The organism is Pollutimonas nitritireducens (genome assembly GCF_002849615.1).
In the GTDB taxonomy this organism is placed as follows: domain Bacteria; phylum Pseudomonadota; class Gammaproteobacteria; order Burkholderiales; family Burkholderiaceae_B; genus Pollutimonas; species Pollutimonas nitritireducens.
Genome location: NZ_PDNV01000006.1, coordinates 101,617 through 127,280 on the forward strand (window position 1 = coordinate 101,617; position 25,664 = coordinate 127,280).

Genomic DNA, 25,664 nt, shown 5'->3' on the forward strand with positions numbered 1-25,664 from the left:
GACTATCCCGCCGCCGCTACCGAGTAAAGTCAAAAAAATCGGAAATACTTCTTTACCGACCGGCGATGTTTCGTTAAACTCGAGGCCTCATTCTAGTACAACACGTGTGGGGCACATGCTTTTTAGAAGCGTGTTCATGCATTATGTTGTCGATTTCGCATAAATTCTCTAGCAAATCGACACATGCTGCAAAATCCCTGTTTAAGCGAAAACGAAAAACGACTATGCCGCCCTCTTTGACTTCACTACTGTCTACGTTCAACTCTACTGAAAATCTCTGGCGCGGCGCCAAATGTTGTTTGCTTGTTACAGTTGTCTCATTGGCGGGATGCGCGACTAACGCCCAAAACCAGCAGGCGCTGTCCGACCCGGCGCATACTGCACGCGATAATTACCTTTCTTATACCCAATCCGATCCATTGGGCGCCTACCTTGCGGGCAAGCCGCAGCCTTACCGCAGCAGTCCAAAAACTACCAAAACACTGGCAACTGCCGCGCTCAATATGCTGGGCATCAAGTATCGTTTTGGCGGGGAAACACCCAATACCGGATTTGACTGCAGTGGCCTTGTCAGTTATGCGGCGGAAAAATCGCTGGGCTTGAAACTACCTCGTAGTTCGGCGGAGATGGCACGGGAAGGTAAGTCGATAAAAACCAATGAGCTAAAAAAAGGCGACCTGGTGTTTTTCAATACTCGTGGGCATCGGTATTCGCACGTTGGAATCTATCTGGGCGACAAGAAATTCGTCCACGCACCGCGCTCAGGCGCCGTGGTCCGCATAGAAAGCATGGATATCGCTTACTGGAAAAAACGCTATAACGGTGCACGCCGACTGGCTGCCAATACAACGTCCAGTTCCCTGGCAACGGCAAACTGATAACCCCCTGTCCTGTGTGCAGCGCCGATTTTCAAGTGCTGTTTAATCGCCAAGAACCGGGGACGGCAGCTCTACTCCATGCAGGCTGCCGTTTTGTTTACACTAAACGAACCTGACCGGACAATCGTTGCCGCTCCACAGGGCACGCTTCACAGTACCCACACTGATTCAACGCCTGCTTCATGCTGCAAACGGAACGACGGCAGGCAAGAACACGTATTCCAGAGCGCTGTGCTGCCGCGCGGAACGTTTTCATCACGTTATGCCCCAGAAAATCGGTGAGCAAGATCAATAGTTGGGTGCCGGAAGGCAGCTGCAGTGTCTTCTTCTGATGAGAAGGATCGCGACCACTGATATGCTGCCTGATGGCGATGTTGTGCCCTTTGAGCAGATCAGGAATATTACCCAGGCGATCGGCTCCTACGACGACGGCGTTGACGATTTCGGACATGATGACTCCAGATCAAGTAAACCAGCTCCGTAACGATAATCATTCTTATTATCAATGTCAACAAAGTTCTGCAACTGTTTGTCCGTCCCAGGTTGGATCGATACGTAACATGTTGCGCCGTCGAAATCAATCGAGCTTGGGGCTCTTGTCGATGGCTTCCTGCACCACATCCCGCGTCAGCAGGGGTTGAAGCATCTCAAGCAAGATATAGACGTAGTCGCGCAGGAAGACGCCCGACTTGACGGCCACCCGGGTCACGTGAGTACCGAAAAGATGACCCGCCGGGAGCCCTGCCAGTGCCTTGTCGCGGCGCGGATCAAAGGCCATGCCCGCGATGATCCCGATTCCCAGGCCGACGTCGACATAGGTTTTTATTACGTCGGCATCGATGGCTTCCAGCACGATATCAGGGCGTATGCCATTCGCGGCGAACACTTCGTCGATCGTGCCGCGCCCGGAAAACGCGTGGTCGTAAGTCACAATGGGGTACTTGGCAAGCTGCGCCAAGGTTATGGCCTTAGCCTCGCTGGAAGTCAGTTCCGCCAGGGGATGATCGGGCCGTACCACGATGATGTGTTCCCATGAGTACAGCGGCATGGCGGCCAGGCCCGGCGTGAGAGCCAGCGTCTCGGTTGCTATGGCGACGTCAGCCTGTTCATGCAGGACCATCTGTGCCAGGCTGGGAGGACTGCCCTCGGCCAATGACACCCTCACCTTGGGAAATCGTTCCCGAAAGGCGGGGATGACTTTGGGCAGGATGTAGCGCGCCTGGGCATGCGTGCAAGCTATCACCAGGCCACCCTCGTCACGTCGGGCGAACTCGTCGCTGACCTTCTTGAGGTTATCGACCTCGCGCATGATGCGATCAATGACCTGGGCCACTACGTGACCGGGTTTGGTAAGCCCCTTGATGCGCTTGCCATGACGCTCAAAAATCTTCAGCCCCAGTTCGTCTTCGAATTCGATAATGGCCTTGGATACGCCGGGTTGTGACGTGTACAACGTGCGCGCCGCCTCGGTAAGATTGAAATTACGGCGGATCGTTTCACGAACGAAGCGGAATTGCTGAAGATTCATAAAAATAGCCCTTTCGGAAAGGGCTATTATATGTAATAAAGAAATAAAAATATATTCTTTATGGTTATAAGCTTACTTCATTGAAATGGTCGTATTGACCCCTGAAGCATGCGCTGACCACCGTGCCGTGACGGTTTTGGTCTGAGTCCAGAAATTGATGGCCTGCTTGCCATTCGGACCGGAGTCTCCCAGCTTCGATCCGCGCGAGCCGGTGAAACTGAACCACGCAACGGGTACAGGAATAGGAATATTGATGCCAATCTGGCCGACGTCGATATTATTCTGGAAGTAGCGTGCCGAGCCGCCATCCTGTGTGAATACGGCGACGCCGTTACCGTTTGGGTTGCGATTGATGAATTCGACCGCTTCCTCGAGCGTATCGACACTCACGACCGATAATACCGGGCCGAATATTTCTTCGCGGTAAATGGCCATATCGGCGGTCACGTTATTGAATATCGTTGGGCCGACAAAATTGCCCTTTTCGTAATTCAAGACTTCCAGACCGCGTCCGTCAAGCAAGAGCTCTGCTCCTTCATCCACACCTTGCTGGATCAGGCCTTCAACGCGTTTCTTGGCGTTCGGCGATACCAGCGGGCCCAGATCGGCATCGCGGTCGGAACCGATGCTGACCTTCAGTTTTTTCGCGCGTTCGACAAAGTCAGGAAGCCAGTCGCGGGCCTTCCCGACCAGGACAGCCACGGATGTGGCCATGCAACGTTGTCCAGCAGCACCGAATGCGGCCCCAACAAGCTGATTAAGCGCCACTTCGCGATCGGCGTCCGGAAGTATGACGCAGTGGTTCTTGGCACCCATCATGGCCTGGCAACGTTTGCCGGCCTTGGAAGCCCGGTTGTAGATTTCCGTGCCGACATGCGTCGAACCGATGAACGATATGGCCTTGATGTCGGGATGATCGCACAGGGCGTTGGCAATCTCCGGGCCACCGTGCACGACGTTCAGCACACCTGGCGGCAAGCCGGCTTCGAGTGCCAGCCTGGCCAGCATCAGCGACGCGCTTGGATCCTGTTCGGAGGGTTTGAGGATGAACGTGTTGCCTGCCGCTACGGCCAACGGGAACATGAAGCATGGCAGCATGATGGGAAAGTTGAAGGCGGTGATGCCAGCCACGACACCCAGAGGCTGTATCAGCGTGTAGACGTCAATGCCGGTCGCCGCATTTTCAGCGTACTCGCCCAGTTGCAACGAAGTGATCGAGCATGCATGCTCGATCACTTCGAGGCCTCGGCCCACTTCGCCTTCGGCATCTGGCAGGGTTTTGCCGTGTTCCAGCGAAATGGATTTTGCCAGCGCCTCGGTATTGTCGCGGACCAGTTTCTGCAGATTCAACATGATGCGCATGCGTGCGCCCTGGCTTGCGTTGCGCCAAGTCTTGAATGCTTCTTTGGAATTGGCCACTGCCAGATCCAGTTCTTCCTTGGTTGCAAACGGTACTTGGGCAACGACCTCCTGCGTGGCAGGGTTGACGATATCACGCCACTGCGTTGTCTTGGACTGTACAAGCTCACCACCGATAAGTAGTGGAATACGGGGAACTGCACTCATTAAGGTCTCCTTGGCGCATTCATGATGCAAAAGTGAATCAGCTGTTCTTGACCAGCGGACATGTGGACTGGGACAAAGGCTGGAATGCTTCGTTGGCAGGAATGGTCGCGACCAGCTTCGACAGATCCCACTCGTTCTTCGATTCCGCCGGGGTTTTCACCTCGTACAAATACATATCGTGTATGACGCGCCCATCAGGACGAATCGATGCGTTGTGCATGATCGGGTCCTTGATGGGTAGCTCCCGCATCTTGGCCGCGACAACATCACCGTTTGTGGATTCCGACGCGGCCACGGCCTTCAGGTAGTGCCTCACGCTGGAATACACACCTGCCTGCGTCATGGTAGGTTTCTGGTTCTTGAATGCCTTGGCAAAGTGGTTCGACCAGGCACGGGTGCCTTCGTCGAAATCCCAATAGAATCCGTCGACGTAGGTGAGTCCCTGGGCGGTCTCCAGCCCCAGGGCACGCAAGTCTGACAGGAATATCAGCAGCGAGGCCAGGCGCTGCCCGCCTGAAACGATGCCGAATTCGCGCGCCTGCTTGATGGCATTGACCACGTCGGCGCCGCCATTGGCCAGCGCGACCACCTGGGCCTTGGAGGTTTGTGCTTGAAGGAGATAAGACGCAAAGTCAGCCACATTCAGCGGATGCAGTACCGAACCTACCACCGTTCCGCCCAGTTCCTTGACCATATCCTGGGCACCCTTTTGCAGGGAATGCCCGAACGCATAATCGACCGTGACAAAATACCAGGACTTGCCGCCCTTACCTATCATTGCCCTCACGCCTCCCACCGACTGGGAATAGACGTCGAACATCCAGTGAAAGCCAACGGGGGAACAGCTGTCGTTGGTGAGTCCCGTGGTGGCGGGTCCCGAAAACATGACGACTTTGTTTTTTTCCTTGGCAATGCCTTGCACAGCCAGAGCGACGGCTGAGTTGGTCAGGTCGGCGATGGCGCTGACGCCGTCACGATCAAACCATTCGCGTGCCTTGGCCGCACCGACGTCTGCCTTGTTTTGATTGTCGGCCGATACCAGCGAGATCTCCATGCCCTTGCACTCGGCGGCAAGACAGTCGTCAATGGCAAGCTGAGCCGCGGCCACTGAGCCGGGCCCGCCCATAGATGCGTATGTACCCGACATATCGGTAAGCACGCCTATCTTCACTGGGGGCGCCTTGGCATGAGCGAAGCCTGCAAGACCCATACATATGCTGGCAGCCAGCGTGATTGTGGTGTTGTTCATGGTTGTCTCCGATCGTTATTTTTGCGTCGTTTTGCGCTTATTTTCGCGGCCCGCCCTTTCTGCAGCTGAACACGGGGCACTTTGGGCCACTCATGCAGTGTAGTTGTGTAAAAAACTAATTTCCATCAAAATATTTGCACATTCAATGCTAATCAATGCACAAGGCTTTTATGGATTGGGATGGGCTGCGTTATTTTCTGGAAGTTGCACGCACGCAGCGTGTAAGCGCCGCTGCACGTCGACTCGGCGTGCAGCACACGACGGTATCGCGCCGTATCCATGCCCTGGAACAGGAGCTCGGAACCGTACTCTTCAACAAATCCAAGTCCAGCGGCTTCACCATGACGGAAGAAGGCACACGGTTTTTCTCGTATGCTGAAGCGATCGAGAGTACCCTCTTGTCCGCGCGCGAAGACGTCTCAGGGCAATCACAAACGTTGTCAGGGCATCTACGCGTTGGCTGCACCGAAGGCTTCGGGAACTATGTGCTGGCACCGCTCATGACGGATTTCCAGCGCCGCTTTCCGGCCATTACGCTCGACATCATGCCGGTCCCGCGATTCATCAGCCTGTCCAAGCGCGAGGCCGATATCGCCATATCGCTGGAACGTCCGCAACGCGGTCCCTATCTATGCACTAAGTTGATGGACTATTCGCTGAAACTGTATGGAGCGACGAAATACCTGGACCAGCAGCCACACATAAACAACAAGTCCGACCTGGCCCGACACACGTTCATCGGCTACGTCGAGGAATTGCTTTTCAGCGACCGGCTGCGTTATCTGGAAGATATTGTTCCTGCTGATAGGGTGATTTTCAAGAGTACCAGCGTGATTGCCCAATACCAGGCAGTACTGCAAGGGCGTTCGCTCACCATACTGCCGTGTTTCATGGCGGCGCAGGATTCCCGCCTTCGTGCTGTTCTCGAGGACGACATCGTCCTGACGCGCAGCTTCTGGATGTATTGCCACGAAGACCTGCGTCAATCCAGGCGTGTGATGGCGTTATGGGACTTCTTGAAGAAATCGGTGCAGCTCAACGGCCCCCTGCTGCAGGGCACCGGAACGGCTCTGCAATACCTGGAGGAAGATCCCTCCTGACCGCGGCCTGCGAATTCTATCCACCCATCGGCTACGCAGGTTTGGGATTCGACGCAGACCCTGGATCCTTGGGCGCCTTGACGCGTAATTTGCGCCACATCATATACATCATCAGGGCAGTGAAAACGGCATGCACGAGCCATACTCCTATGCCGAAGTTGAGCTGGCCGTTTCCAATCCAACCGCGTGACAGGTTGATGAGGTTCATATAGAGCAAGCCCACCAGGCCGGCGATCAGAAGATCGCCCGATCGACCCAGCCTTGGATTTACAGCACCCAGCGGAATCGCCAGCAAGGCAAGATTGAGCGCCGCCAGGGGCAAGGCAATACGCCACATGATCTGCGAGCGGGCGTTATCGGTGTTGTCGGCAAAGAGCTGCATTGTGGGCCGTGCCTTTATTTGTTGTTCAGCCTGCGCCCTGACCGCGGCGGCCGAGCTGGCATCGTTTCTGCTTTCAAGACGGAAACCATAACGCTCGAAGTCCACCAGCCTGAAATCAGACTGCCCAGGCTTTAAATCGTAGCGGTGGCCCTCGTTGAGCACAAGAAACCGGTCGCCGTTGGGCTCGTTCTGGATACGGGCGCTTTCCGCGGTAATGACGCTGAGCCATTCGGGATCGATGACCCGCGCAATGATATTGCCCAGCTCCTGATCCGGCCCGGTAGGCTCCTCCGCAAAAAACACGCGCGCACCGTCCTGAGTTTCGATGAACTGTCCGGCCGTAACCTTGGAAAGATCGGAGCGTTGCTCGTAGCGCTGACGATACTCGCTGATCTGGCGATATGCCCAAGGCGATGCCAGGAGCGTAAGAATGGAGATCATCACCGCGACAGGAACAGCGCAACGCAACACGGGCCCGACCCAGTCTTTCAATGAGAGACCGCTGGCAAACCAGACCACCATTTCAGATTCACGAAAGTTCCGTGTAATCGTGGTCAACACGGCAATAAACAAAGAAACCGCCAGGATGACTGGCAAGGCGGTTATGCTGGAAAACGTCGCCAGCCCCACGACCACATCGGCGCCGATGGCGCCGTTCGCGGCCTCGCCCAACAGGCGAACCAGCAATACACTGAGCCAAACGACCAGCAATGTCGAGAACACGACACCCGCGTGACTCAGGATTTCAGATACAACAGAACGTTTGAATAGTGACATGAGAGAATATGCGGGATAATCATCAGCATCCTATGGACACTTTCTGGAAACTCGAATGGAATTTAGCACACAGACTACGGCTTCCTTGCATCAAATCAAGACTGCCGCCCTTGCGGTAGGGGTATTTGCCGACGGGATCCTGAGCCCCGCCGCCGACATTATCGACCATGCAAGCAACGGGGCACTGCGCAGTGTTCTGGATTCCGAGTTCAAAGCGAAACCCAACACCCACCTGGTGCTAAGAAACCTCCCGGGCGTTGCGGCGGTACGGGTGGTTCTGGTGGGCCTGGGCAAACAAGAGCGCTACAACGCCGCCGCCCACGCTGCAGGCGAACTTGCGTTCGCTCACTATACTGTAAGCGCCAATCTTGCTGAAGGCGTCTCAACGCTTGCGGCAATCGAATGCCCCAACTCCAGCTTGCGTGCCCGCGCCCGGGCTGCCGCCATGGCAGCCGGACGCGCAACCTATCGTTACAGTGCAACCGTCACGAAGCCCGAAACAGACACGCCGCCAAGACTCCGCAAGATTGCGGTGTGGGTGTCGCGTACGCAAGCCACTGAAGCGCAAAATGGCCTGCGTGAAGGCCGGGCCATTGCCAACGGCATGAATCTTACGCGCCTGCTGGGCGATTTGCCTCCCAATGTCTGCACGCCGACCTATTTGGGTAATACGGCCAAGAAACTGACCAAGGAATTCAAGACGCTTAAAGCCGAAATTCTAGGCCGTAAGGAAATCGAAGCCCTGCAAATGGGGTCTTTCCTGTCGGTGGCGCGTGGTTCTTATGAAGCGCCCGTCTTTATCGTATTGAAGCATACTCCGGCAGGTCCGAAGCCATCGCCCAAGAATCGGAAAGCGCCCATCGTCCTGGTTGGCAAAGGCATCACCTTCGACGCTGGCGGGATTTCCATCAAACCCGCCGCGAACATGGATGAGATGAAATACGATATGTGCGGTGCGGCCAGTGTGCTGGGCACCTTACGCGCCATTGCCGAACTGGAACTCGAACGGGAAGTCATCGCATTGATTCCTTCTTGCGAGAACCTGCCCAGCGGACGCGCCAACAAGCCTGGCGACGTCGTCACCAGCATGTCCGGCCAGACCATAGAAATACTAAATACCGATGCCGAAGGGCGGTTGGTCCTGTGCGATGCCTTAACGTACGCCGAACGGTTCAAACCCGCTGCGGTCATTGATGTGGCCACGCTGACCGGAGCCTGCGTCGTGGCGCTGGGCCATATCAACACAGGGCTTTTCAGTCCCGATGACGCGCTGGCCCACAGCCTGCTGCAAGCCGGCCGCGATACCAACGACCCAGCCTGGCGCATGCCGCTGGACGAAGCCTACCAGGAACAACTGCGTTCCAACTTCGCCGACATGGCCAATATCGGTGGACCGCCGGCCGGATCGGTCACCGCGGCGTGCTTTTTGTCACGCTTCACCGGCAAGTATCCATGGGCGCATCTCGACATTGCCGGTACGGCATGGCGCAGCGGAAAAGACAAAGGTGCCTCGGGCAGGCCGGTACCTCTGCTGGTCCAGTACCTGGTCGACCAGGCGTCATAACAGCATGTCGACCCGCATCGATTTCGCCTTCGGCGCGCCGGACCGCCTGGGGATGGCATGCGAAGTCGTGCACAAGCACTACATGGCCGGGCGACGGCTGGTGGTATATACCCGCGACAAACAACGACTCAGTCATTTCGACCGGCTGTTATGGGGTTTTGATCCTACCGCCTTCATACCACACGTCATGTCCGCCGACCCTCTGGCGTCCCAAACAGCCATAGTGTTTACCTCTGACTCTCCGGCCCTTGCCATACCGGATGCGAGCCAGGCATCTGCCTGGCTTATCAATCTCGATCTGGAGTGTCCGCCAGCGCCCGAAAAATTCCCGCGCATCCTCGAAATTGTGGGCGACCATGCCGACGACAAGGCGGCTGCCCGGCAACGCTGGCGACAGTACAAGGCGTCGGGCTATGATCTTCACGCTCACGATGTGTCGAAAAAGCCCTGATCCTGGCTCCCGACACTCGCCCACTTGCAAATTCAGCTACTTGTAAGTTAATCTTGATGCTACATATAAGGGGAAAGCCCTTTAGCCTAGCCTCACCTATTAAAGGACCCACCATGAGCGATCTTCGTCAAACCACATTACCTGACCGCGGCTATGCCACGGCCTCGTCCGAGGTTGCGCGCAACCGCGTCATGCGCAACACCTACTGGCTGCTGGCGCTCTCCCTGGTGCCAACGGTACTGGGGGCGCTCGTCGGCCTGAATACCGGCATCAACCGCGTCATGGGTGCCAGCCCTGGTACTAGCGCGATCATTTTCCTGGTGGGCGCATTCGGGCTTATGTACCTTATTGAACGCAACAAGAACAGTTCGCTGGGAGTCGCCCTGCTACTGGCTTTCACGTTCTTCATGGGCATCATGCTCTCGCGACTGCTGGGCCATGTAATGGGTCTGGCCAATGGCTCACAGCTCATCATGATGGCATTTGGCGGCACAGCGGCAGTCTTCGGCACCATGGCCACAGTTGCCACCACCACCAAACGCGACTTCTCCAACATGCAGAAGTTCCTGCTTATTGGCGTAGTCATCCTCATCGTGGCGTCAATCGCCAATATTTTCCTGCAGTTACCGGCCCTGATGCTGACCATCTCGGTAATGGCCATTGCCATTTTCTCGGCATTGCTGCTGGTTGATCTGCAACGCGTCATCAATGGCGGCGAAACCAACTACGTGTCGGCTACCTTGGCCATCTACCTGGACGTCTACAACATCTTTGCCAACTTGTTGATGCTGCTGGGAATTTTTGGCGGCAACCGCGAGTAAACGGCAAGCCGTCCTGACCCGGCGCCAGGCGGCGGGCAGTCCACCCGGTCAGCTCATTGCTGACCGGGTTTTTTATTTAGCGGCCGAATCGATCCATCGGTAAAGCCCTTCGCCGATCATCATCAACACCGCCATCCATATCGGCAGGTACGTGAACCACGCCGCGGCTGCCATCGGTTCATCCAGAAGAAGAAACGCGACCCAGAACAGCAACATGGGTTCGATGTATCCCAGGATGCCGAACAGTCCCATCGGCAATTTGCGACTGGCGGACACATAGGAGACGAGCGCTGCGGAGCTGATGAGACCCAATAATGGAATCAGACCCCACAAGCCGGGATATTGGCGAAGCTGGTCGACAATGTTGCCGTCCTGGATAGAGAGCAACCAGAGCGCAGCCGGGAGCATGAACAGCATATCGAACCATAGCGCGCTCAAGGCACCCATACGCAGTATGCGGCGTAAGATGAAATAAGGCGGATAGCCCAACATCACGACCGCTGTGGCCCATGAGAACGCGTCAGCCCTCAATAGCTCGTGCCCCACTCCACACGCCGCCAGGAACACAGCCACGGTCTGGATACGAGTCAGGCGCTCGCCATAAAGAAAGCGCCCCACCAATACCATGACCAGGGGAAGCAGGAAATAACCCAACGAGACATCCAGCGCCCGTCCATGCAAGGGCGCCCACATGAACAAGAGCAATTGTGTACCGATCAGGACGGCGCTAAGCCCAAGCAGGAGCCACAAACGTGGCTCGTAGCGTAAACGACGGGCTGTATGGCCAACCTCGCCCCATCCTCGCGCACGTGAGACCAACAAGGCCACTGCAGGCAGGCCCAAAAGAACACGCCACGCGAATATCGCGCCCCCTTCCAGCGGATATAACAAGGTCGTATAGTAATAAAGCGTCGCGAACAATATCGATGAAATGACCGATAGCGCTACGCCCTGTTTCAGGGGCGACACGGATAAAGCCGGTTCAGTCGGAACAAACGTTCCCGCTTCAAGATCACGTCGAGCGCCTCACTCTCTTTTCCGGGGGTACGCGCAAAGTCGGGGATTTCATCGAAAGCTCGCGCGGCCTGCTGGGGGAATTGTTGCAGGCAACGTACCAATACTTCATCGGGATCAAGCAGCGTCAATCCATACCCGCGTAACTCCGTACGATTGAAGTCCTTGATATTGCGCGTGACGATGCCGGCCGACGCGCCGGCCACCGGGGTGCCGGCCACCGCCCCCCCGGCCGCAGCCCTGGACTTCGCGGCGCGCGCGGCCGCAATGACGTGCCAATCCTTGGGATCGCTGCGGCGCAGGCCAGCCTTGAATGGCGCGATTTCCCCTTGATCAGCCTCTGGAAAATCCGCCTGGAGTTCAAGCCATTGAAGTTGTATGTCAGAGGCGGAAACGCCCCACAGGCGGGAAGCGTTGCGCTGCCACTCATCGCCGATGATGCTGCTCCAGGCCGGTTGGAAACACGCTTGCCCGGCCAGACGCAGCAGCAAGCGGCGCAGCACGTTCGAGATGAGCACGCAGGTATCGATGACCAGAATCTGTGGAAGAACAGGCTTATCCATTTCAGTAGCGCTGCAATTCCATCAGTACCTTGCGGGTAAGCAGTGGACGGCCCAATTGCTCGTCGAGCCGCTCTCTGAGCGATACACGCAGTCCGGGCTCCAGCGCCGGGTCGTCAAAGTCGGGAGCGCCTTCGCCCAGTCCGTAGCCGGTTTCATTCAGCAGCATCCATTCGAATCGCCGCAAAGCGCTTGCGGCCGAACGCGAGGGCTGGCCTTCCGTTCTTGTGCCGGCCAATTGCTGCAGGGCGGCATCATAAGCATCGTAAATGACAGGATGCGGATCCTCGCGAGGTAAAAGGCGCAGCAACAACTCATTCATATACCAGGCGGACATCAATGCACGGCCATTAAGCGGCCGTATGCCAACGCATTCAGCGCGTGTAAGTGTCTTGACCTCACCCGCCCCGCTCCATGAAAGGCTGATCGGCTGGAAGGCCGTCAGGACAGGGCGCAATACCGAATAAGGCCGCTTCGCGCCTTTGGCTACCAGGGCCATGTTCCCGTGCGATCGCGTAAAGACCTGGACGATCAGCGAAGTTTCACGCCAGGCGGCGGAATGCAGCACATAGCCGACTGCATCCTGGATGCGTGACACCCGTCTAGTCATATCCCAGTTCGCGCAGCGTGCTCTCGCGATCGGACCAGCCCTTGCGGACCTTGATGTAAACCTCGAGGTGCACCGTCTTGTCGAGCAACTTGACCATGTCCTGGCGCGCTTCAGTCGCCATGCGCTTCATGTGTGCGCCGCCGGCTCCAAGCAGAATAGGCCGGTGCGTGTCGCGTTCGACCACAATGCAGGCCGCGACGCGTACACCGGCCTCGTTTTCTTCCCATTCCTCGATGACTACCGTGCACCCATACGGCAGCTCATCGCCGACCAGACGGAAGATCTTCTCCCGTATAAGCTCGGCCACGATAAAGCGCATGGGACGGTCCGTGAGTGTGTCAGCCTCGAACATGGGCTCGCCTTCGGGCAAGCGCTGGGCAATCTCGCTGAGCAGATTTTCAAGCTGCACACCGCGCAGAGCGCTGACAGGCACGACAGCGGAATAAGGGTGTTGCGCCATAATCTTGTTGACATAGGCGAACATCTCGTTCTTGCTTTTCAGGGCATCGACCTTGTTGACGACCAGTATGGTCTTCTGGCCGTCCTTGGGCAGCAGGGGTAAAAGCTGTGCGTCCCCGGCGGACCATTTTCCCGCCTCGACGACATGCAGAATCACGTCGACATCGGCAAGCGCCTGCGTGACGACACGGTTCATCATGCGATTCATGGTACCGCCGTGGCGCGTCTGGAAGCCTGGCGTATCGACGAACACGAACTGTTCATGCTCACGCGTCAGGACACCATTGATGCGGTGGCGTGTGGTTTGCGCTTTGCGCGAGACTATTGATATTTTGCTGCCTATCAGGGCATTGGCCAACGTTGATTTGCCCACATTGGGGCGCCCTACGACGGCGACGAAGCCGCAACGAAATGGATGGGTCATTTGTTCTCCTGGGACACTGCCACAGGCAATGACAACTGTGTTGATTTACGCGCGCGAGCGGGGCGGGACCCTTTGGCAGGGGCCAGCGCATGAATGGCCGCGATGGCAAGTTCGGCGGCCGACTGTTCGGCAGCGCGGCGGCTGGAACCCGGCGCGCTGACCTTGATTTCGAGTTTGGGAATCTGGCATTCCACTTCAAACAATTGGTTGTGCGCCGCACCATGTGTGGCGATCACCGTGTAGGCGGGAAGATCAAACTTGCGCGCCTGGAGGAGTTCCTGAAGCAGCGTCTTGGGATCCTTTCCCAAGGTCTTGGGGTCTACATGAACCAATATGGATTCGTACTGCCCCGCTATGACCTTTTGTGCTGCATCGAAACCACCGTCCAGGAAGACGGCGCCAAGAACAGCTTCAAGGGCATCCGCCAAAATCGAGGGGCGCCGGAACCCGCCGCTTTTAAGCTCGCCTTCGCCCAATCGCAAATATTGCGACAAGCATAAACGTGTGGCGATGTCGGCCAGCGATGACTGCTTCACCAAATTGGCGCGCAACCGTGACAGATCGCCTTCATCGATCTTGGGGAAGCGCTTGAACAGCAGGGCTGCAACCACGAAATTGAGCACCGAGTCGCCCAGGAACTCCAGACGCTCGTTGTGATGGGCACTATGGCTGCGGTGAGTCAGAGCTTGATCCAGCAGTGTCTTGTCAACAAACTGGTAGTTCAGTGCCGCTTGCAGAGAGTCGACGCTAGTCATCACTGAAACCGGCCTATCCGGCCAGGCTCTTTAAAGTTCATCCAGATTAAGAACGCACGCCCCACAATGTACTTGTCGGGCACGAAACCCCAATACCGGCTATCCAGGCTGTTGTCCCGGTTATCGCCCATCATGAAGTAATGACCTGCCGGCACGGTACACCGCACACCGCTGCCAAAGTATTCGCAATTCTCGCGGTACGGATAATCGGATATGGCCATGTAGTCTTGTCCCGCTTGCTTGTTGAGCAAGATTTTGTGCGCGACCGGGCCAAGCTGCTCGGTATAGCGCCCGACATACGACGAGCGGTCCGGCTCGAAAAAGTCACCATCGCGCTCGAGCGGCACTTCCTTGCCGTTGATCGACAAAACCTTGTTGTGGTATTGCACTATGTCGCCAGGCAAGCCTACGACTCGCTTGATGTAGTCTACGCCTGGATCCACGGGATAGCGAAACACCATCACATCGCCACGTTCCGGCGAACCGATATCAACGACTTTCTTGTCGATCACGGGCAGGCGGATGCCATACTGGAATTTATTGACGAGAATCAGATCACCATCCTGCAAGGTTGGTAGCATGGAACCCGAAGGAATACGAAACGGCTCCACTACGAAGGCGCGCAGGGCGAACACAAAGAGAATAACCGGAAAGAAGCTGACACAGTACTCCACCCACCACGGCGCACGGTTGGCCTTGTCATAGGCTTCCTGGCGGATGCGCGACGCTTCGGATTGTTCCAGGCCGGCCACGGCCGGTGCTGTAGCAGCCATAGCTGAGACAGCACCGGCGCGCCTCCGGGAACGCAAGTAGAAGAAATCCAGACACCAGACTATTCCGGTCAGTACCAGCAGCAAAAACAAGACCAGCGCAAAATCCCAGCTCATACCCGATATACCTTATTGTTTTTCAGTTACTTGTCTTCAACCTGCAGGATGGCAAGGAACGCTTCCTGTGGAATTTCCACGTTGCCCACCTGCTTCATGCGTTTCTTACCAGCCTTCTGCTTCTCGAGCAATTTTTTCTTGCGGGAAATATCGCCACCGTAACATTTCGCAAGCACGTTCTTGCGCAGGGCCTTCACGTTTTCGCGCGCGATAACTTCGGCGCCGATGGCCGACTGTATGGCGATATCGAACATCTGCCGCGGGATGAGAGAACGCATCTTGGAGACGACCTCGCGGCCTCGGTACCTGGCATTGGATCGGTGCACCATCATCGACAGTGCATCGACGCGATCGCCGTTTATCAACAGGTCAACACGAACCACATCCGCCGCCCGGTACTCTTTGAACTCGTAGTCCATCGACGCGTAGCCTCGGGAAACGGATTTCAGCTTGTCGAAGAAATCGAGCACGATTTCTGCCAAAGGCATTTCGTACATCAGGTGGACCTGTCGTCCGTGGTACGTCATGTTCAGCTGCACGCCGCGTTTGACCATGCACAGCGACATTACCGGCCCCACATACTCTTGCGGCATGAACAATGTAACGGTCACGATGGGTTCGCGGATTTCTGTAATGTTGCCGACTTCAGGCATACGCGAGGGACTTTCGATCATCAACATCGACCCATCCCGGGTCTCGACTTCGTACACCACCGTCGGCGCCGTAGTGATGATGTCCATATCGAACTCGCGCTCAAGACGCTCCTGCACGATTTCCATGTGCAGCAGCCCCAGGAAGCCGCAACGGAAGCCGAAGCCCAGAGCCTGCGAGACTTCGGGTTCGAACATGAGCGATGAGTCGTTCAGCTTGAGTTTTTCCAGTGATACGCGCAGTTGGTCGTATTCGCTGCTTTCCACCGGATACAAGCCGGCAAACACCTGCGGCTTGACCTCTTTGAAACCCGGCAAAGCCGATTCAGCCGGCCTGCCCGCCAGGGTGATGGTGTCCCCAACCTTGGCGTGCTCGAGCTCCTTGATACCGGCAATGACGAACCCCACTTCGCCAGCCGACAATTCGGGACGGGGTTCAGACTTGGGCGTGAAGACGCCGATATGCTCGCACAGGTGGGTGTAGCCCTCGGCCATCAATAAGATTTTGTCTTTGGGCTTGAGCACCCCATTGACAATGCGCACCAGCATTACCACGCCCACATAATTATCGAACCAGGAGTCGACGATCAATGCCTGTAGGGGTTTTGTGGGGTCACCAACCGGAGGCGGAATCTTTGCAACAATGGTTTCCAGTATATCGTCGATGCCCATGCCGGTCTTGGCGCTACACAAGATAGCGTCGCTAGCGTCGATACCGATGACATCCTCGACCTCTTGACGGGCGCCTTCGGGGTCGGCGGAGGGCAGATCCATTTTATTCAGGACCGGAACCACCTCCACTCCCAGCTCGATGGCCGTGTAGCAGTTGGCCACCGTCTGCGCCTCGACGCCCTGCGTTGCATCCACGACGAGCAGCGCGCCCTCGCAGGCAGACAATGACCGGCTGACCTCGTATGAGAAATCGACGTGGCCGGGGGTATCGATCAGGTTGAACGCGTACACCTTGCCATTTTTAGCCTTGTAGCTCAGGGCGGCCGTTTGGGCCTTGATGGTAATGCCCCGCTCGCGCTCGATATCCATCGAGTCGAGGACTTGCGTGGACATTTCACGATCGGCCAATCCTCCGCAACGATGGATCAGGCGATCGGCCAATGTGGACTTGCCGTGGTCAATATGAGCAATGATGGAAAAGTTGCGGATGTGATCCATAAACCGGAAAAAAGAAGCCCACCGAAAGACATGAGCGATATTAAAGGAAACAAGCAAAAGGGACGCGCCCAGGGCGCGCCCCTTTTGCTATCGGGCCATTTTAGCCGTTTCTGGAGATTATTTTCCGGGCGTGATCGTCACCCACTGGGTTTGGTCACCTCGCATCACCAGCAAGGCCGCCGCACGGGATTTGTCGAGTCCCGCGACCAGCTTCGAATACTGTTCCGGACTGGTGATATCGGTGTCATTGATGGTCAGGATGATGTCGCCCGCTGTCAGGCCGGCAGCCGCTGCCTGCCCTTCCGCTTCCACAACCTGGACGCCGCCCTTGATCTTCTGGCTGATCGCCTCGGGCACGGCGCTTACCTTCAGACCCAGTACATCGGTCGGAGCCGCTTTGGGCGCTTCCGGTTGTCCGCTGGTCGTTTCGCCTTCGGCCGACGGCATTTCGCCCACCTTGACCTTCAGCGTTACGGTCTTGCCCTTGCGCCATACCTCCATCGGGACGCGGACACCCGGTTTGGTCGAACCCACAATGCGTGGCAGGTCGGTCATATGGGTGATATCCTTGCCATCGAATTTGGTGATGACATCACCGGCGCGGATGCCAGCCTCGTCAGCCGGCCCACCCGCTTCGACATTACTGACCATGGCGCCCTTGGCGTCAGGCAAGCCTATGGCCTTGCCGACATCGTCGGAGACAGGTCCGATCTGAACGCCAATGCGGCCACGCGTCACCTTGCCGTGCGCCTTGAGCTGTTCAACCACTCGCATCACTTCGTCGATCGGGATCGCCAGGGAAATTCCCATGAAGCCTCCGCTCTGGGAAATGATCTGGGAATTCACGCCTACAACCCGTCCCGCCAAGTCGATCAACGGACCACCGGAGTTGCCAGGATTCACGGCCACATCGGTCTGGATGAAAGGAAGGTAATCGCCCGTATCACGGTTGATGGCGCTCACGATGCCCGACGTAACGGTGGAGTCCAGACCAAAGGGGGAGCCTATGGCCAATACCCACTGCCCTTTCTTGAGCGTGGTCGAGTCGCCAATTGGAAGAGGCGGCAGATTGGTGGCATCGATCTTCAGCAGAGCCACATCAGTTCTTGCGTCGGTACCGATGACCTTTGCCGTGTACTCTTTGCCGGAGGTCATGGTGACGAAAATGCCGTTGGCCTTTGCCACGACATGATTATTCGTCAGTACGTAGCCATCGGCCGAAATAATAAAGCCCGATCCCACGCCGCGCGGAATAGTGCGCTCTCGTTCTTGTGGCGCAGGCGAAGGTTTACCGCGCTGGCCAGGGCCTGGCATGCCTGGGGGCTGGAAATCAGGTCCGAAAAACCAGCGGAACATCTCGTAAGGATCGTTGCTATTGGGACCCATTCCGGGACCGCGCGTTGGCACGGACTCGGTGGTGCGAATATTCACGACCGAACCTTCGGTCTTGGCAACGACCGACGTGAAATCGGGCACCGACAACGTAGGCGCTGAAGTTGTCTGTGCCGTGGCCGCGTTTCCGAGCGGCGCCAAGGCCACTAGCACACTTGCCGACGCGCAGGCGATCATCTGCGTGATTTTGCTATTGCCTACTTGGGTAAAAAGCATCATGAGACTCCTGTTTCGGGATTGAAGTTATTTGTTCCCGGCTGCGGGAACATATTCGGTGCGCTCTGCAATATCGCGCAAGGTCTGTGCCGGCACCTCGCCCAATGCCGTCAGCCAATAATCGTCGATCCGGGTACGAAAGACGTTCATGGCTCCCTTGCGCATGGCGCCTTTGGCCAAGGGGTTATCGTGCGCATCGTCGAAAGGTTCGATGAATACCGAAATGGCAGCGACACCATCGGATACCACCAATTGTTTGACCTTCCGGCCGGCTTTCATCGGCCGCGATACCTGCGTGAGCGCATGAAAGCCGGAGGGAAATGGAATACGCCAGCCGTCCTTGGCGAGATTCACCGGGTCCATGGGGGTTTCGATCACTTCCCAGCCACGGGTATTCCAACTGCTGGTCAGATCCTGGGAAGCAACAGTGTCGCCGACCTGCAAACTGTTGAATGAAATCTGGTCGATGACAGCACGATCGCTGTCCAGCGTTTGAGCCTTGAGCAACAGGTTCGTCTTGCTATCAGTGCATATTCGATAGCCATACCGTTGCTGATCTTTGGGTACCAGTTCGACTATGGTGCATTCCCGACCTGCGATCCGATTATGTGACTCACTGATCTTGACGATGTAGTTGGCGGGGATATTCTTGCCATCATCCAGCAACATGCCCGGAAACCGGTCGCCGCGACGGCGTTCCAGAACGATCAGTTTCTTTTCCGGGATCAGGCACTGCGTGACGTCGTTATGGCGGACATATTCGCGTGCCGGACCGTCAAGCATCTCGATGCGTTCGCGCTCTCCCGTACCATCGACGATATGGACGACACGGGATGACACCATCATCGTGCCCTGCTGGTAGGTATAGACACCGGAATAATCCAGGCCGCGCGCCGCTGCCTGCACCTTCTGCAACAGCACAATGCCTGGATCCGGAGAAGTCTGGGTGGTTTCCGCCGCCTGCCCGGTTCGAGCCAAGACTACGGTGGCGGTGAGGACCAGCAAGTAGCAGACCAGGTTGCCTGCCACCCGTTGCGGAATACCGTTAAGAGGAAAGCGAGTTGTTATTTGCCCCACTACAGCCATTACCTGGAAGCTCCCGAACCAAAGGACACCTGTCGTACAGCGCTGGATCCGGAAATTTCACGATGAGCATCGAGGTAGTCTCGAAGCCCGGGATCCTCGTTGGCGCTGGCCATTATTTGGACCGATCCCGGCCCGGACGATTCAGGCCCAGAAAAATAAGGCAATGCGACCCACACCACCGTGGCAACCGCCGCCGCGACCGCCAAGCTGGATAGCCCCAGGCGTACGGGATGGCGGCCATGCAGGTTGCGCGGGGCAACAATGGAAGGTTCGGCGTCGAGCGCCTTGGACACCCGGGCATAGAAGAAATCGCTGGGCTTGATGGCGAGGTCTTGGTTGCGCAGCACATCACCAATAAGATGGTAGGTGTCCCAGACTTGGCGCCCATATGGGCTGTCAAGGTCTTCCGGCCGAATGTCGGCCTCCCCGTCGATCCAGGAAGATACGGAGGTCTCCCACGATGCCTGATCGTGATCTTGCCTGGCTTGATTACCTGCTTGCATTTTCAAAACTCCTTACCAGCGACGCTCGGGATCATTGCCCAGCACAGGACGCAACTGCGCCGCGATAGCTTCCCGGGCGCGAAAAATACGCGAACGCACCGTACCTATGGGGCAGCCCATGCTCAATGCGATATCTTCGTAGCTCATGCCTTCAATCTCACGCAAGACGATCGCAGTGCGCAGATCCTCGGGTAACGTATGGATGGCGGCATTCACCGTTTCAACGATTTGCCGACTGGCCAACAATGATTCCGGGGTGCTAATGTCTGTTAGGTTGTCAATCGGGCTAAAAGTTTCACCATCTTCTGTTTCTGTTGCGTTTGGCGTGCTGGGACGACGTCCGTTGGCTACCTGCCAGTTGCGCGCAGTGTTGATGGCGATGCGATAAAGCCACGTATAGAATGCACTATCGCCGCGAAATTGCGGCAAGGCCCTGTACGCCTTGATGAACGATTCCTGGGCGACGTCCTCGACTTCAGAGGGGTCCCGCACCATGCGCGACAGAAGTCGCATGATCTTGCGCTGGTATTTGAGGACCAGCAGGTCGAATGCACGCTTGTCGCCACGCTGCACGCGTGCAACCAATTCGGCATCAACGTCACGTTCGCTCATAGGCCTTCCTTTTGCAGGACCCGGCCGGGCATGGCGATTTGCCGGGCAACGTGTACGCACAGTTGGTTCCAGGCGTGCCTGGACATCTTCGATCTCCAGACTGTGATCTCGGTCGGCTTGCCGCCAGCATCTGCAGCGTCAACAAACCCGAGAGTCATCCAGGCATACGCGGGCCAGGCATGGAAGAGGCACATGGTGTTCGTTGTCCCATATAACGTGACCTGCCAAAGTCCGGAATCAAGCAGGGACAGTGTACCCGCTTGAGCTGAAAAACCGGCCAAGCGATGAATCGTCAATTTTCCGGCGAGAGCCAAAGCGATGAGAGCGAGGCTGCAAGCCGCCCAATTGTCGCTGACCAGGGGCCATCCGACATGAGCCAGTACAGCAAGACCGCTGAAGCATGTCGCCATGCCAAGCAGACTGACCCAGCGCGGGCGCCGGATCGGCCATTGAGTGGTCAAGACGACGGGCCGCCCCAGCTTAGAGCCTCCGCACTATCATGGATCCGTTGGTGCCACCGAAACCGAACGAATTCGACAATGCAATGTCGATCTTCATGTCGCGTGCCTGGTTGGCGCAATAGTCAAGATCGCATTCTGGATCCTGGTTGAAGATATTGATGGTAGGAGGCGATACTTGATGGTGGACGGCCAGCGTGGTGAAAACGGCCTCGATTCCGCCCGCCGCGCCCAAGAGATGCCCTGTCATGGATTTAGTGGAATTCACCACCAGCTTCTTGGCGTGATCGCCGAATGCCAGCTTGAGGGCTTCTGTTTCGTTCTTGTCGCCCAAAGGCGTGGACGTGCCATGCGCGTTGACGTAATTGACTTCGTCGGCATTGATGCCACCATTACGCAATGCGTTCACAACGCCGCGCCTGGGGCCGTCGCGGTCGGGGGACGTGATGTGATAGGCATCGGAGCTCATGCCATAACCAGCGAATTCGCCGTATATACGGGCGCCCCGCTTACGGGCGTGTTCGTATTCTTCGAGCACCAGGGCGCCTGCCCCTTCGCCCAGTACGAAGCCATCGCGATCACGATCCCATGGACGTGATGCGGTGGTGGGGTCGTCGTTGCGGGTGGATAAGGCGCGCATTGCCGCAAAGCCGCCAACTCCCAAGGGAGAAACCGTTGATTCAGCGCCGCCTGCCACCATGACATCGGCATCACCGTATTCGATGAGGCGTGCCGCGTCGCCGATGGAGTGCAGCCCAGTCGTGCACGCGGAAACAACCGCATAGCTGGGGCCCTTCAGACCCAGCATGATGGATAACTGGCCCGAAATGAGATTGATGAGCGAAGCAGGCACGAAGTACGGAGAGATTCGGCGGGCGCCACGCTCGAGATATTCGATCTGTTGTTCTTCGATGCGAGGCAGACCGCCGATGCCGGACCCGATGATGCTGCCAATGCGCACGGCATTGGCCTCGGTGACCTCGAGTCCTGAGTCGCGCCACGCCTGTGCGCCTGCCGCCACGCCATAATGGATAAAGGTATCCATCTGCTTGGCTTCCTTGGCGCTCATGTAGTGCGTGACATCGAAATCTTTGACCTCACCCGCTATCTGGGCGTTAAACGTCGACGGGTCGAAACGCGAGATGCGCCCGATACCCGAACGCCCATTAACGATATTGTCCCATGCGCTGTCGATATTGCTGCCGACCGGCGAAACAATACCCAGACCGGTAATGACGACACGTCGTTTCACGGATGACTCCTAAAATGAAAAGGCGGCTTAAAGCGAATAGACCCGCCGTTTCGCCAGACCCTTGCAGATTTGGCCAACAGTGGACTAATCCCTAGAAACCGCCTCAAGGCGATGATCCGGAACTCCGGATCTGCACCGAAATTAGTTAAATTATTGTTTGCTGTGCGACGAGATATAGTCAACAGCTTGCTGAACCGTCGTGATTTTCTCGGCCTCTTCGTCCGGAATTTCGGTTTCGAATTCGTCTTCGAGTGCCATCACGAGCTCGACCATATCGAGCGAATCGGCACCGAGGTCGTCAAGGAAGGAAGATTCGTTCTTGATCTCGGCTTCGTTAACGCCAAGTTGTTCAGCGACGATCTTCTTGACGCGCTGTTCGATGCTTTCCATGCAGATCTCCAAGTTGGGAAAATTCCCGCGAATTATAGCCAAACAAAAGAATTATTGGGGTTGGCTATGATAAAAAAAACGGCATTACCGAATACAACGATATTTTGCTTGCTAGAGACAAAATGCCTGGTCGGAATACCTCTGGATCAACAGATTTTACCCTACGGGGGTTGGTCTGTTGAGGTTGTTACATGTACATCCCGCCATTGACGTGCAGCGTCGTGCCTGTAATGTAGGCAGCCTGCGGCCCGGCGAGGAACCCCACGGCATTGGCGACATCGGCCGCAGCACCTAGTCGACCCAGTGGTATCTGGGCGAGAATGGCGGCAGATTGCGTCTCATTGAGCGCACGTGTCATATCGGTGTCGATGAAACCTGGCGCAACACAGTTGACGGTAATGTTGCGGCTGCCAAGCTCACGTGCCAGCGCGCGAGCCATGCCCGCAACGCCAGCCTTGGCCGCCGCATAATTGGCTTGGCCGGGATTCCCGCTGGAGCCGATCACGGAGGTGATATTGATAATCCGGCCTGACCGTGCCTTCATCATGTTCCGGGTCACGGCGCGAGAAAGCCGAAATACCGCTGACAGATTTGTGGCAATGACGGCGTCCCATTCATCGTCTTTCATGCGCATGGCGAGGTTATCACGTGTGATGCCCGCATTGTTGACCAGTATATGGGGGCCACCATCTTGTTTGCCCAGTTCTGCGATCAGGTGGTCGCAAGCGGCGGCATCATCCACGTTCAATACCACGCCGCGCCCACCCGATGCCGAAAGCATCCCCGAAATAGCCTCTGCTCCGGATTCAGACGTTGCCGTGCCCACCACCATTGCACCACGCGAAGCGAGTTCAAGGGCAATGGCCTGGCCTATGCCGCGCGTTGCTCCGGTAACCAGCGCCACCTTGCCGTCGAGTTCTTTGTCGTGCATGGATGTCATCCTTGTAAAGTTTCCAGGGCCAGCTGTAAAGATGCCGGGTCGGTGATGGCCAAACCAACGAGGTCACGATCAATCCGCTTGGTCAGTCCGTTCAGCACCTTTCCCGGACCGCATTCTACGACATGAGTCACACCTTGAGACTTCATCGATTGTATGGTCTCGACCCAGCGCACAGCGTGCCAGGCCTGCCTCACCAGTGCATCCTTGATTGCGGCGGGGTCGTCGACGATGGCGACATCCACGTTATTGATCAACGAAATCCCCGGACTCGCCAGAGGAAGGTTTGCCAGCGCCGCCTGCAGCACTTCTGATGCCGGCCTCAACAAGCTGGAATGGAAAGGTGCGGATACGGCAAGCTCCAGGGCGCGCTTGGCGCCAGCCTGCCTGGCCAGCATGCACGCCCGGTCAACCGCTGCCTTGTGTCCCGCAATCACGACTTGCGCGGGAGCATTGAAATTGACCGCTTCAACGACCTCCCCTTGTGCCGCTTGTGCGCACAGGGATCTGACCAGATCGTCTTCAAGCCCAAGAATCGCAGCCATGCCGCCGCTGCCGACAGGCACGGCATGCTGCATGGCGTCGGCGCGAATTCGGACCGTACGTACGGCGTCTTCCAGCGTCAAGGCCCTCGCCGCCGTAAGCGCGGAATACTCGCCCAGGCTATGGCCCGCCACAAGCAGTGGCTCGGTTCCACCGGCATCGATCCATGCACGATAAATCGCCACGGCGGCCGTCAGCATAGCGGGCTGGGTATTGGTTGTAAGATTCAGCTCGTCAGCGGGACCTGAGGCGATGAGGGCTGCCAGATCCTGGCCCAATGCGTCAGATGCCTGAGCGAGTGTATCGTTGACCACCGCATGTCCCGACCATGCGTCAAGCATGCCGACAGATTGCGATCCCTGTCCCGGAAAGACAAAAGCAATTTTCATTGAGATAAATTTTGAGTGATTCGGAAGATTTATGCCGACTTGCGCGGGCAGCCTTCTACATTTTTACCAGCACCGAACCCCAGGTGAACCCACCGCCAACCCCTTGCATCATGACGGTATCGCCGGCCTTTATACGACCATCGCGCCGGGCCACATCGAATGCAAGCGGTACGCTGGCCGCCGATGTATTGGCATGGCTATCCACCGTGATGACCACTTTCTGCTCGGGTATCTGCAACTTCCGGCTGAGGAAGTTGATGATGCGTATGTTCGCTTGGTGAGGGACCAACCAATCGACATCCGCCAAAGAGATACCGGCTTGTTCGCAGACTTCGTGTGCCGACTTGGCCAGGCAATTCACCGCAAGCTTGAACACGGCCTGTCCGTCCATGCGCAGGAAGGGATCACCGATCACCTTGCCGTGAGACACATTTCCAGCAGCGCACAGTATTTTTGTCTGGCTGCCGTCTGCGTTGAGTTGCGCGCCGATGATGCCAGGCTCGGCAGAGGCTTGAACGACCACTGCACCTGCACCATCGCCGAACAATACGCAGGTTGCACGATCGTTCCAGTCGAGAATGCCCGAAAAGACTTCCGCGCCGATGACCAATGCCGTCTTGGCTCGACCGGCCTGGATGAAGGCATCGGCGATTGTTAGGGCATATACAAAGCCGCTGCACACCGCCTGGACGTCAAATGCGGCACCGCCCTTGGCGCCCAGATTGGCCTGGACCAGGCATGCCGTGCTGGGAAATACGAAATCCGGGGTAGAGGTGGCGACGATGATCAAGTCGATCTGGTCGGCCGTTACGTTGGCGTCGTCCAGCGCCGCCTGCGCCGCCTTGGTGGCGAGGTGACTCGTCGTCATACCCTCATCGGCGATATGGCGCTGGCGAATACCAGTACGATCGACAATCCAAGTGTCAGATGTTTCGATCTGTCGAGTCGCCAAGTCGGCGGCTAGTTGGTCGTTGGAAACGACACGGGGCGGCAGATAGCCGCCTGACCCTATTATTTTGGCATAAGGCATAATAGCTTCCA

The 25,664-nt window shown here is 56.9% G+C and carries 27 protein-coding genes; 5 read left to right on the top strand and 22 right to left on the bottom strand.

Translation table 11 applies throughout. The features are described 5' to 3' along the window. The first annotated feature begins 143 nt into the window (after positions 1–143). The gene (locus CR155_RS10195) at positions 144–878 is read left to right on the top strand and encodes a C40 family peptidase (RefSeq protein ID WP_439650434.1); all 735 of its coding nucleotides are present in this window, start codon (positions 144–146) and stop codon (positions 876–878) included. Between the two features lie 97 nt (positions 879–975). Here the strand turns inward: CR155_RS10195 and CR155_RS10200 are convergent, their stop codons facing one another. The 4 genes from CR155_RS10200 to CR155_RS10215 all read right to left on the bottom strand — a co-directional run bounded on the left by CR155_RS10200 (position 976) and on the right by CR155_RS10215 (position 5,221). After that, positions 976–1,329, bottom strand: coding sequence for a DUF2325 domain-containing protein (locus CR155_RS10200; RefSeq protein WP_102069932.1), 354 nt, complete (start codon positions 1,327–1,329; stop codon positions 976–978). A gap of 126 nt (positions 1,330–1,455) precedes the next feature. After that, on the bottom strand, positions 1,456–2,406 hold the full coding sequence (locus tag CR155_RS10205) for a CysB family HTH-type transcriptional regulator (RefSeq protein ID WP_102069933.1): 951 nt from the start codon (positions 2,404–2,406) through the stop codon (positions 1,456–1,458). A gap of 72 nt (positions 2,407–2,478) precedes the next feature. Next, positions 2,479–3,972, bottom strand: a complete 1,494-nt coding sequence (locus tag CR155_RS10210; RefSeq protein WP_102069934.1) for a CoA-acylating methylmalonate-semialdehyde dehydrogenase — start codon at positions 3,970–3,972, stop codon at positions 2,479–2,481. 37 nt (positions 3,973–4,009) lie between these two features. Continuing rightward, on the bottom strand, positions 4,010–5,221 hold the full coding sequence (locus tag CR155_RS10215; protein WP_102069935.1) for an ABC transporter substrate-binding protein: 1,212 nt from the start codon (positions 5,219–5,221) through the stop codon (positions 4,010–4,012). Positions 5,222–5,376: 155 nt separating this feature from the next. Here CR155_RS10215 and CR155_RS10220 point away from each other — a divergent pair, with 155 nt between their 5' ends. Further along, a complete protein-coding gene (locus tag CR155_RS10220) occupies positions 5,377–6,321 on the top strand; it encodes a LysR family transcriptional regulator (RefSeq protein ID WP_233214126.1) in 945 nt (314 codons plus the stop codon). Positions 6,322–6,352: 31 nt separating this feature from the next. Here CR155_RS10220 and lptF read toward each other — a convergent pair whose 3' ends face one another. After that, positions 6,353–7,480: an LPS export ABC transporter permease LptF gene (gene lptF, locus CR155_RS10225; protein ID WP_102069936.1), complete on the bottom strand. Its 1,128-nt coding sequence runs from the start codon at positions 7,478–7,480 to the stop codon at positions 6,353–6,355. Positions 7,481–7,535: 55 nt separating this feature from the next. On the opposite strand from lptF, the gene CR155_RS10230 reads away from it, so the two are divergent. The 3 genes from CR155_RS10230 (at position 7,536) to CR155_RS10240 (ending at position 10,316) form a co-directional block, all read left to right on the top strand. Continuing rightward, the gene (locus CR155_RS10230; protein ID WP_102069937.1) at positions 7,536–9,044 is read left to right on the top strand and encodes a leucyl aminopeptidase; all 1,509 of its coding nucleotides are present in this window, start codon (positions 7,536–7,538) and stop codon (positions 9,042–9,044) included. A gap of 4 nt (positions 9,045–9,048) precedes the next feature. After that, on the top strand, positions 9,049–9,495 hold the full coding sequence (locus tag CR155_RS10235) for a DNA polymerase III subunit chi (RefSeq protein WP_102069938.1): 447 nt from the start codon (positions 9,049–9,051) through the stop codon (positions 9,493–9,495). A gap of 113 nt (positions 9,496–9,608) precedes the next feature. Next, entirely contained in the window at positions 9,609–10,316 is a 708-nt protein-coding gene (locus tag CR155_RS10240) for a Bax inhibitor-1/YccA family protein (protein ID WP_102069939.1), read from the top strand. A gap of 72 nt (positions 10,317–10,388) precedes the next feature. Here the strand turns inward: CR155_RS10240 and rarD are convergent, their stop codons facing one another. From rarD to CR155_RS10325, 17 genes are all read right to left on the bottom strand, one after another. Beyond that, the gene (gene rarD / locus CR155_RS10245; protein WP_369406178.1) at positions 10,389–11,285 is read right to left on the bottom strand and encodes an EamA family transporter RarD; all 897 of its coding nucleotides are present in this window, start codon (positions 11,283–11,285) and stop codon (positions 10,389–10,391) included. After that, positions 11,273–11,893, bottom strand: a complete 621-nt coding sequence (locus CR155_RS10250) for a PIN domain-containing protein (protein WP_102069940.1) — start codon at positions 11,891–11,893, stop codon at positions 11,273–11,275. The genes rarD and CR155_RS10250 overlap by 13 nt, the downstream gene beginning before the upstream one ends. A 1-nt stretch (position 11,894) precedes the next feature. Beyond that, positions 11,895–12,500: a DNA repair protein RecO gene (gene recO, locus CR155_RS10255; protein WP_102069941.1), complete on the bottom strand. Its 606-nt coding sequence runs from the start codon at positions 12,498–12,500 to the stop codon at positions 11,895–11,897. After that, positions 12,493–13,383 (bottom strand): GTPase Era, encoded by an 891-nt coding sequence (era, locus tag CR155_RS10260; RefSeq protein WP_102069942.1) that lies wholly within the window; start codon positions 13,381–13,383, stop codon positions 12,493–12,495. The genes recO and era overlap by 8 nt, the downstream gene beginning before the upstream one ends. Continuing rightward, positions 13,380–14,138, bottom strand: a complete 759-nt coding sequence (rnc, locus tag CR155_RS10265) for a ribonuclease III (protein WP_102069943.1) — start codon at positions 14,136–14,138, stop codon at positions 13,380–13,382. Before rnc ends, era begins: the two co-directional genes overlap by 4 nt. After that, positions 14,138–15,025 carry a signal peptidase I gene (gene lepB, locus CR155_RS10270; protein WP_102069944.1) on the bottom strand — a complete coding sequence of 296 codons (888 nt, stop codon included), beginning with the start codon at positions 15,023–15,025 and terminating at the stop codon, positions 14,138–14,140. Before lepB ends, rnc begins: the two co-directional genes overlap by 1 nt. 26 nt (positions 15,026–15,051) lie before the next feature. Then, the gene (gene lepA, locus CR155_RS10275; RefSeq protein ID WP_102069945.1) at positions 15,052–16,845 is read right to left on the bottom strand and encodes a translation elongation factor 4; all 1,794 of its coding nucleotides are present in this window, start codon (positions 16,843–16,845) and stop codon (positions 15,052–15,054) included. Between the two features lie 117 nt (positions 16,846–16,962). Beyond that, positions 16,963–18,453, bottom strand: coding sequence for a Do family serine endopeptidase (locus CR155_RS10280; protein WP_102069946.1), 1,491 nt, complete (start codon positions 18,451–18,453; stop codon positions 16,963–16,965). 27 nt (positions 18,454–18,480) lie between these two features. Further along, a complete protein-coding gene (locus CR155_RS10285) occupies positions 18,481–19,539 on the bottom strand; it encodes a MucB/RseB C-terminal domain-containing protein (protein WP_102069947.1) in 1,059 nt (352 codons plus the stop codon). Continuing rightward, positions 19,539–20,042: a sigma-E factor negative regulatory protein gene (locus tag CR155_RS10290; protein WP_102069948.1), complete on the bottom strand. Its 504-nt coding sequence runs from the start codon at positions 20,040–20,042 to the stop codon at positions 19,539–19,541. The genes CR155_RS10285 and CR155_RS10290 overlap by 1 nt, the downstream gene beginning before the upstream one ends. 12 nt (positions 20,043–20,054) lie before the next feature. After that, complete coding sequence (gene rpoE, locus CR155_RS10295) at positions 20,055–20,654, bottom strand: RNA polymerase sigma factor RpoE (RefSeq protein ID WP_102069949.1); 600 nt, start codon at positions 20,652–20,654, stop codon at positions 20,055–20,057. After that, a complete protein-coding gene (locus tag CR155_RS10300; RefSeq protein WP_143705195.1) occupies positions 20,651–21,115 on the bottom strand; it encodes a hypothetical protein in 465 nt (154 codons plus the stop codon). The genes rpoE and CR155_RS10300 overlap by 4 nt, the downstream gene beginning before the upstream one ends. 19 nt (positions 21,116–21,134) lie before the next feature. Beyond that, positions 21,135–22,364 carry a beta-ketoacyl-ACP synthase II gene (fabF, locus tag CR155_RS10305; RefSeq protein ID WP_102069951.1) on the bottom strand — a complete coding sequence of 410 codons (1,230 nt, stop codon included), beginning with the start codon at positions 22,362–22,364 and terminating at the stop codon, positions 21,135–21,137. A 150-nt stretch (positions 22,365–22,514) separates the two neighbouring features. Continuing rightward, complete coding sequence (gene acpP, locus CR155_RS10310; RefSeq protein ID WP_013742768.1) at positions 22,515–22,754, bottom strand: acyl carrier protein; 240 nt, start codon at positions 22,752–22,754, stop codon at positions 22,515–22,517. A 187-nt stretch (positions 22,755–22,941) separates the two neighbouring features. After that, a complete protein-coding gene (gene fabG / locus CR155_RS10315; RefSeq protein ID WP_102070158.1) occupies positions 22,942–23,685 on the bottom strand; it encodes a 3-oxoacyl-ACP reductase FabG in 744 nt (247 codons plus the stop codon). A 5-nt stretch (positions 23,686–23,690) separates the two neighbouring features. Beyond that, positions 23,691–24,623, bottom strand: coding sequence for an ACP S-malonyltransferase (gene fabD / locus CR155_RS10320; protein ID WP_102069952.1), 933 nt, complete (start codon positions 24,621–24,623; stop codon positions 23,691–23,693). Positions 24,624–24,678: 55 nt separating this feature from the next. Continuing rightward, positions 24,679–25,653 (bottom strand): beta-ketoacyl-ACP synthase III, encoded by a 975-nt coding sequence (locus tag CR155_RS10325; RefSeq protein ID WP_102069953.1) that lies wholly within the window; start codon positions 25,651–25,653, stop codon positions 24,679–24,681. Between the last annotated feature and the right edge of the window lie 11 nt (positions 25,654–25,664).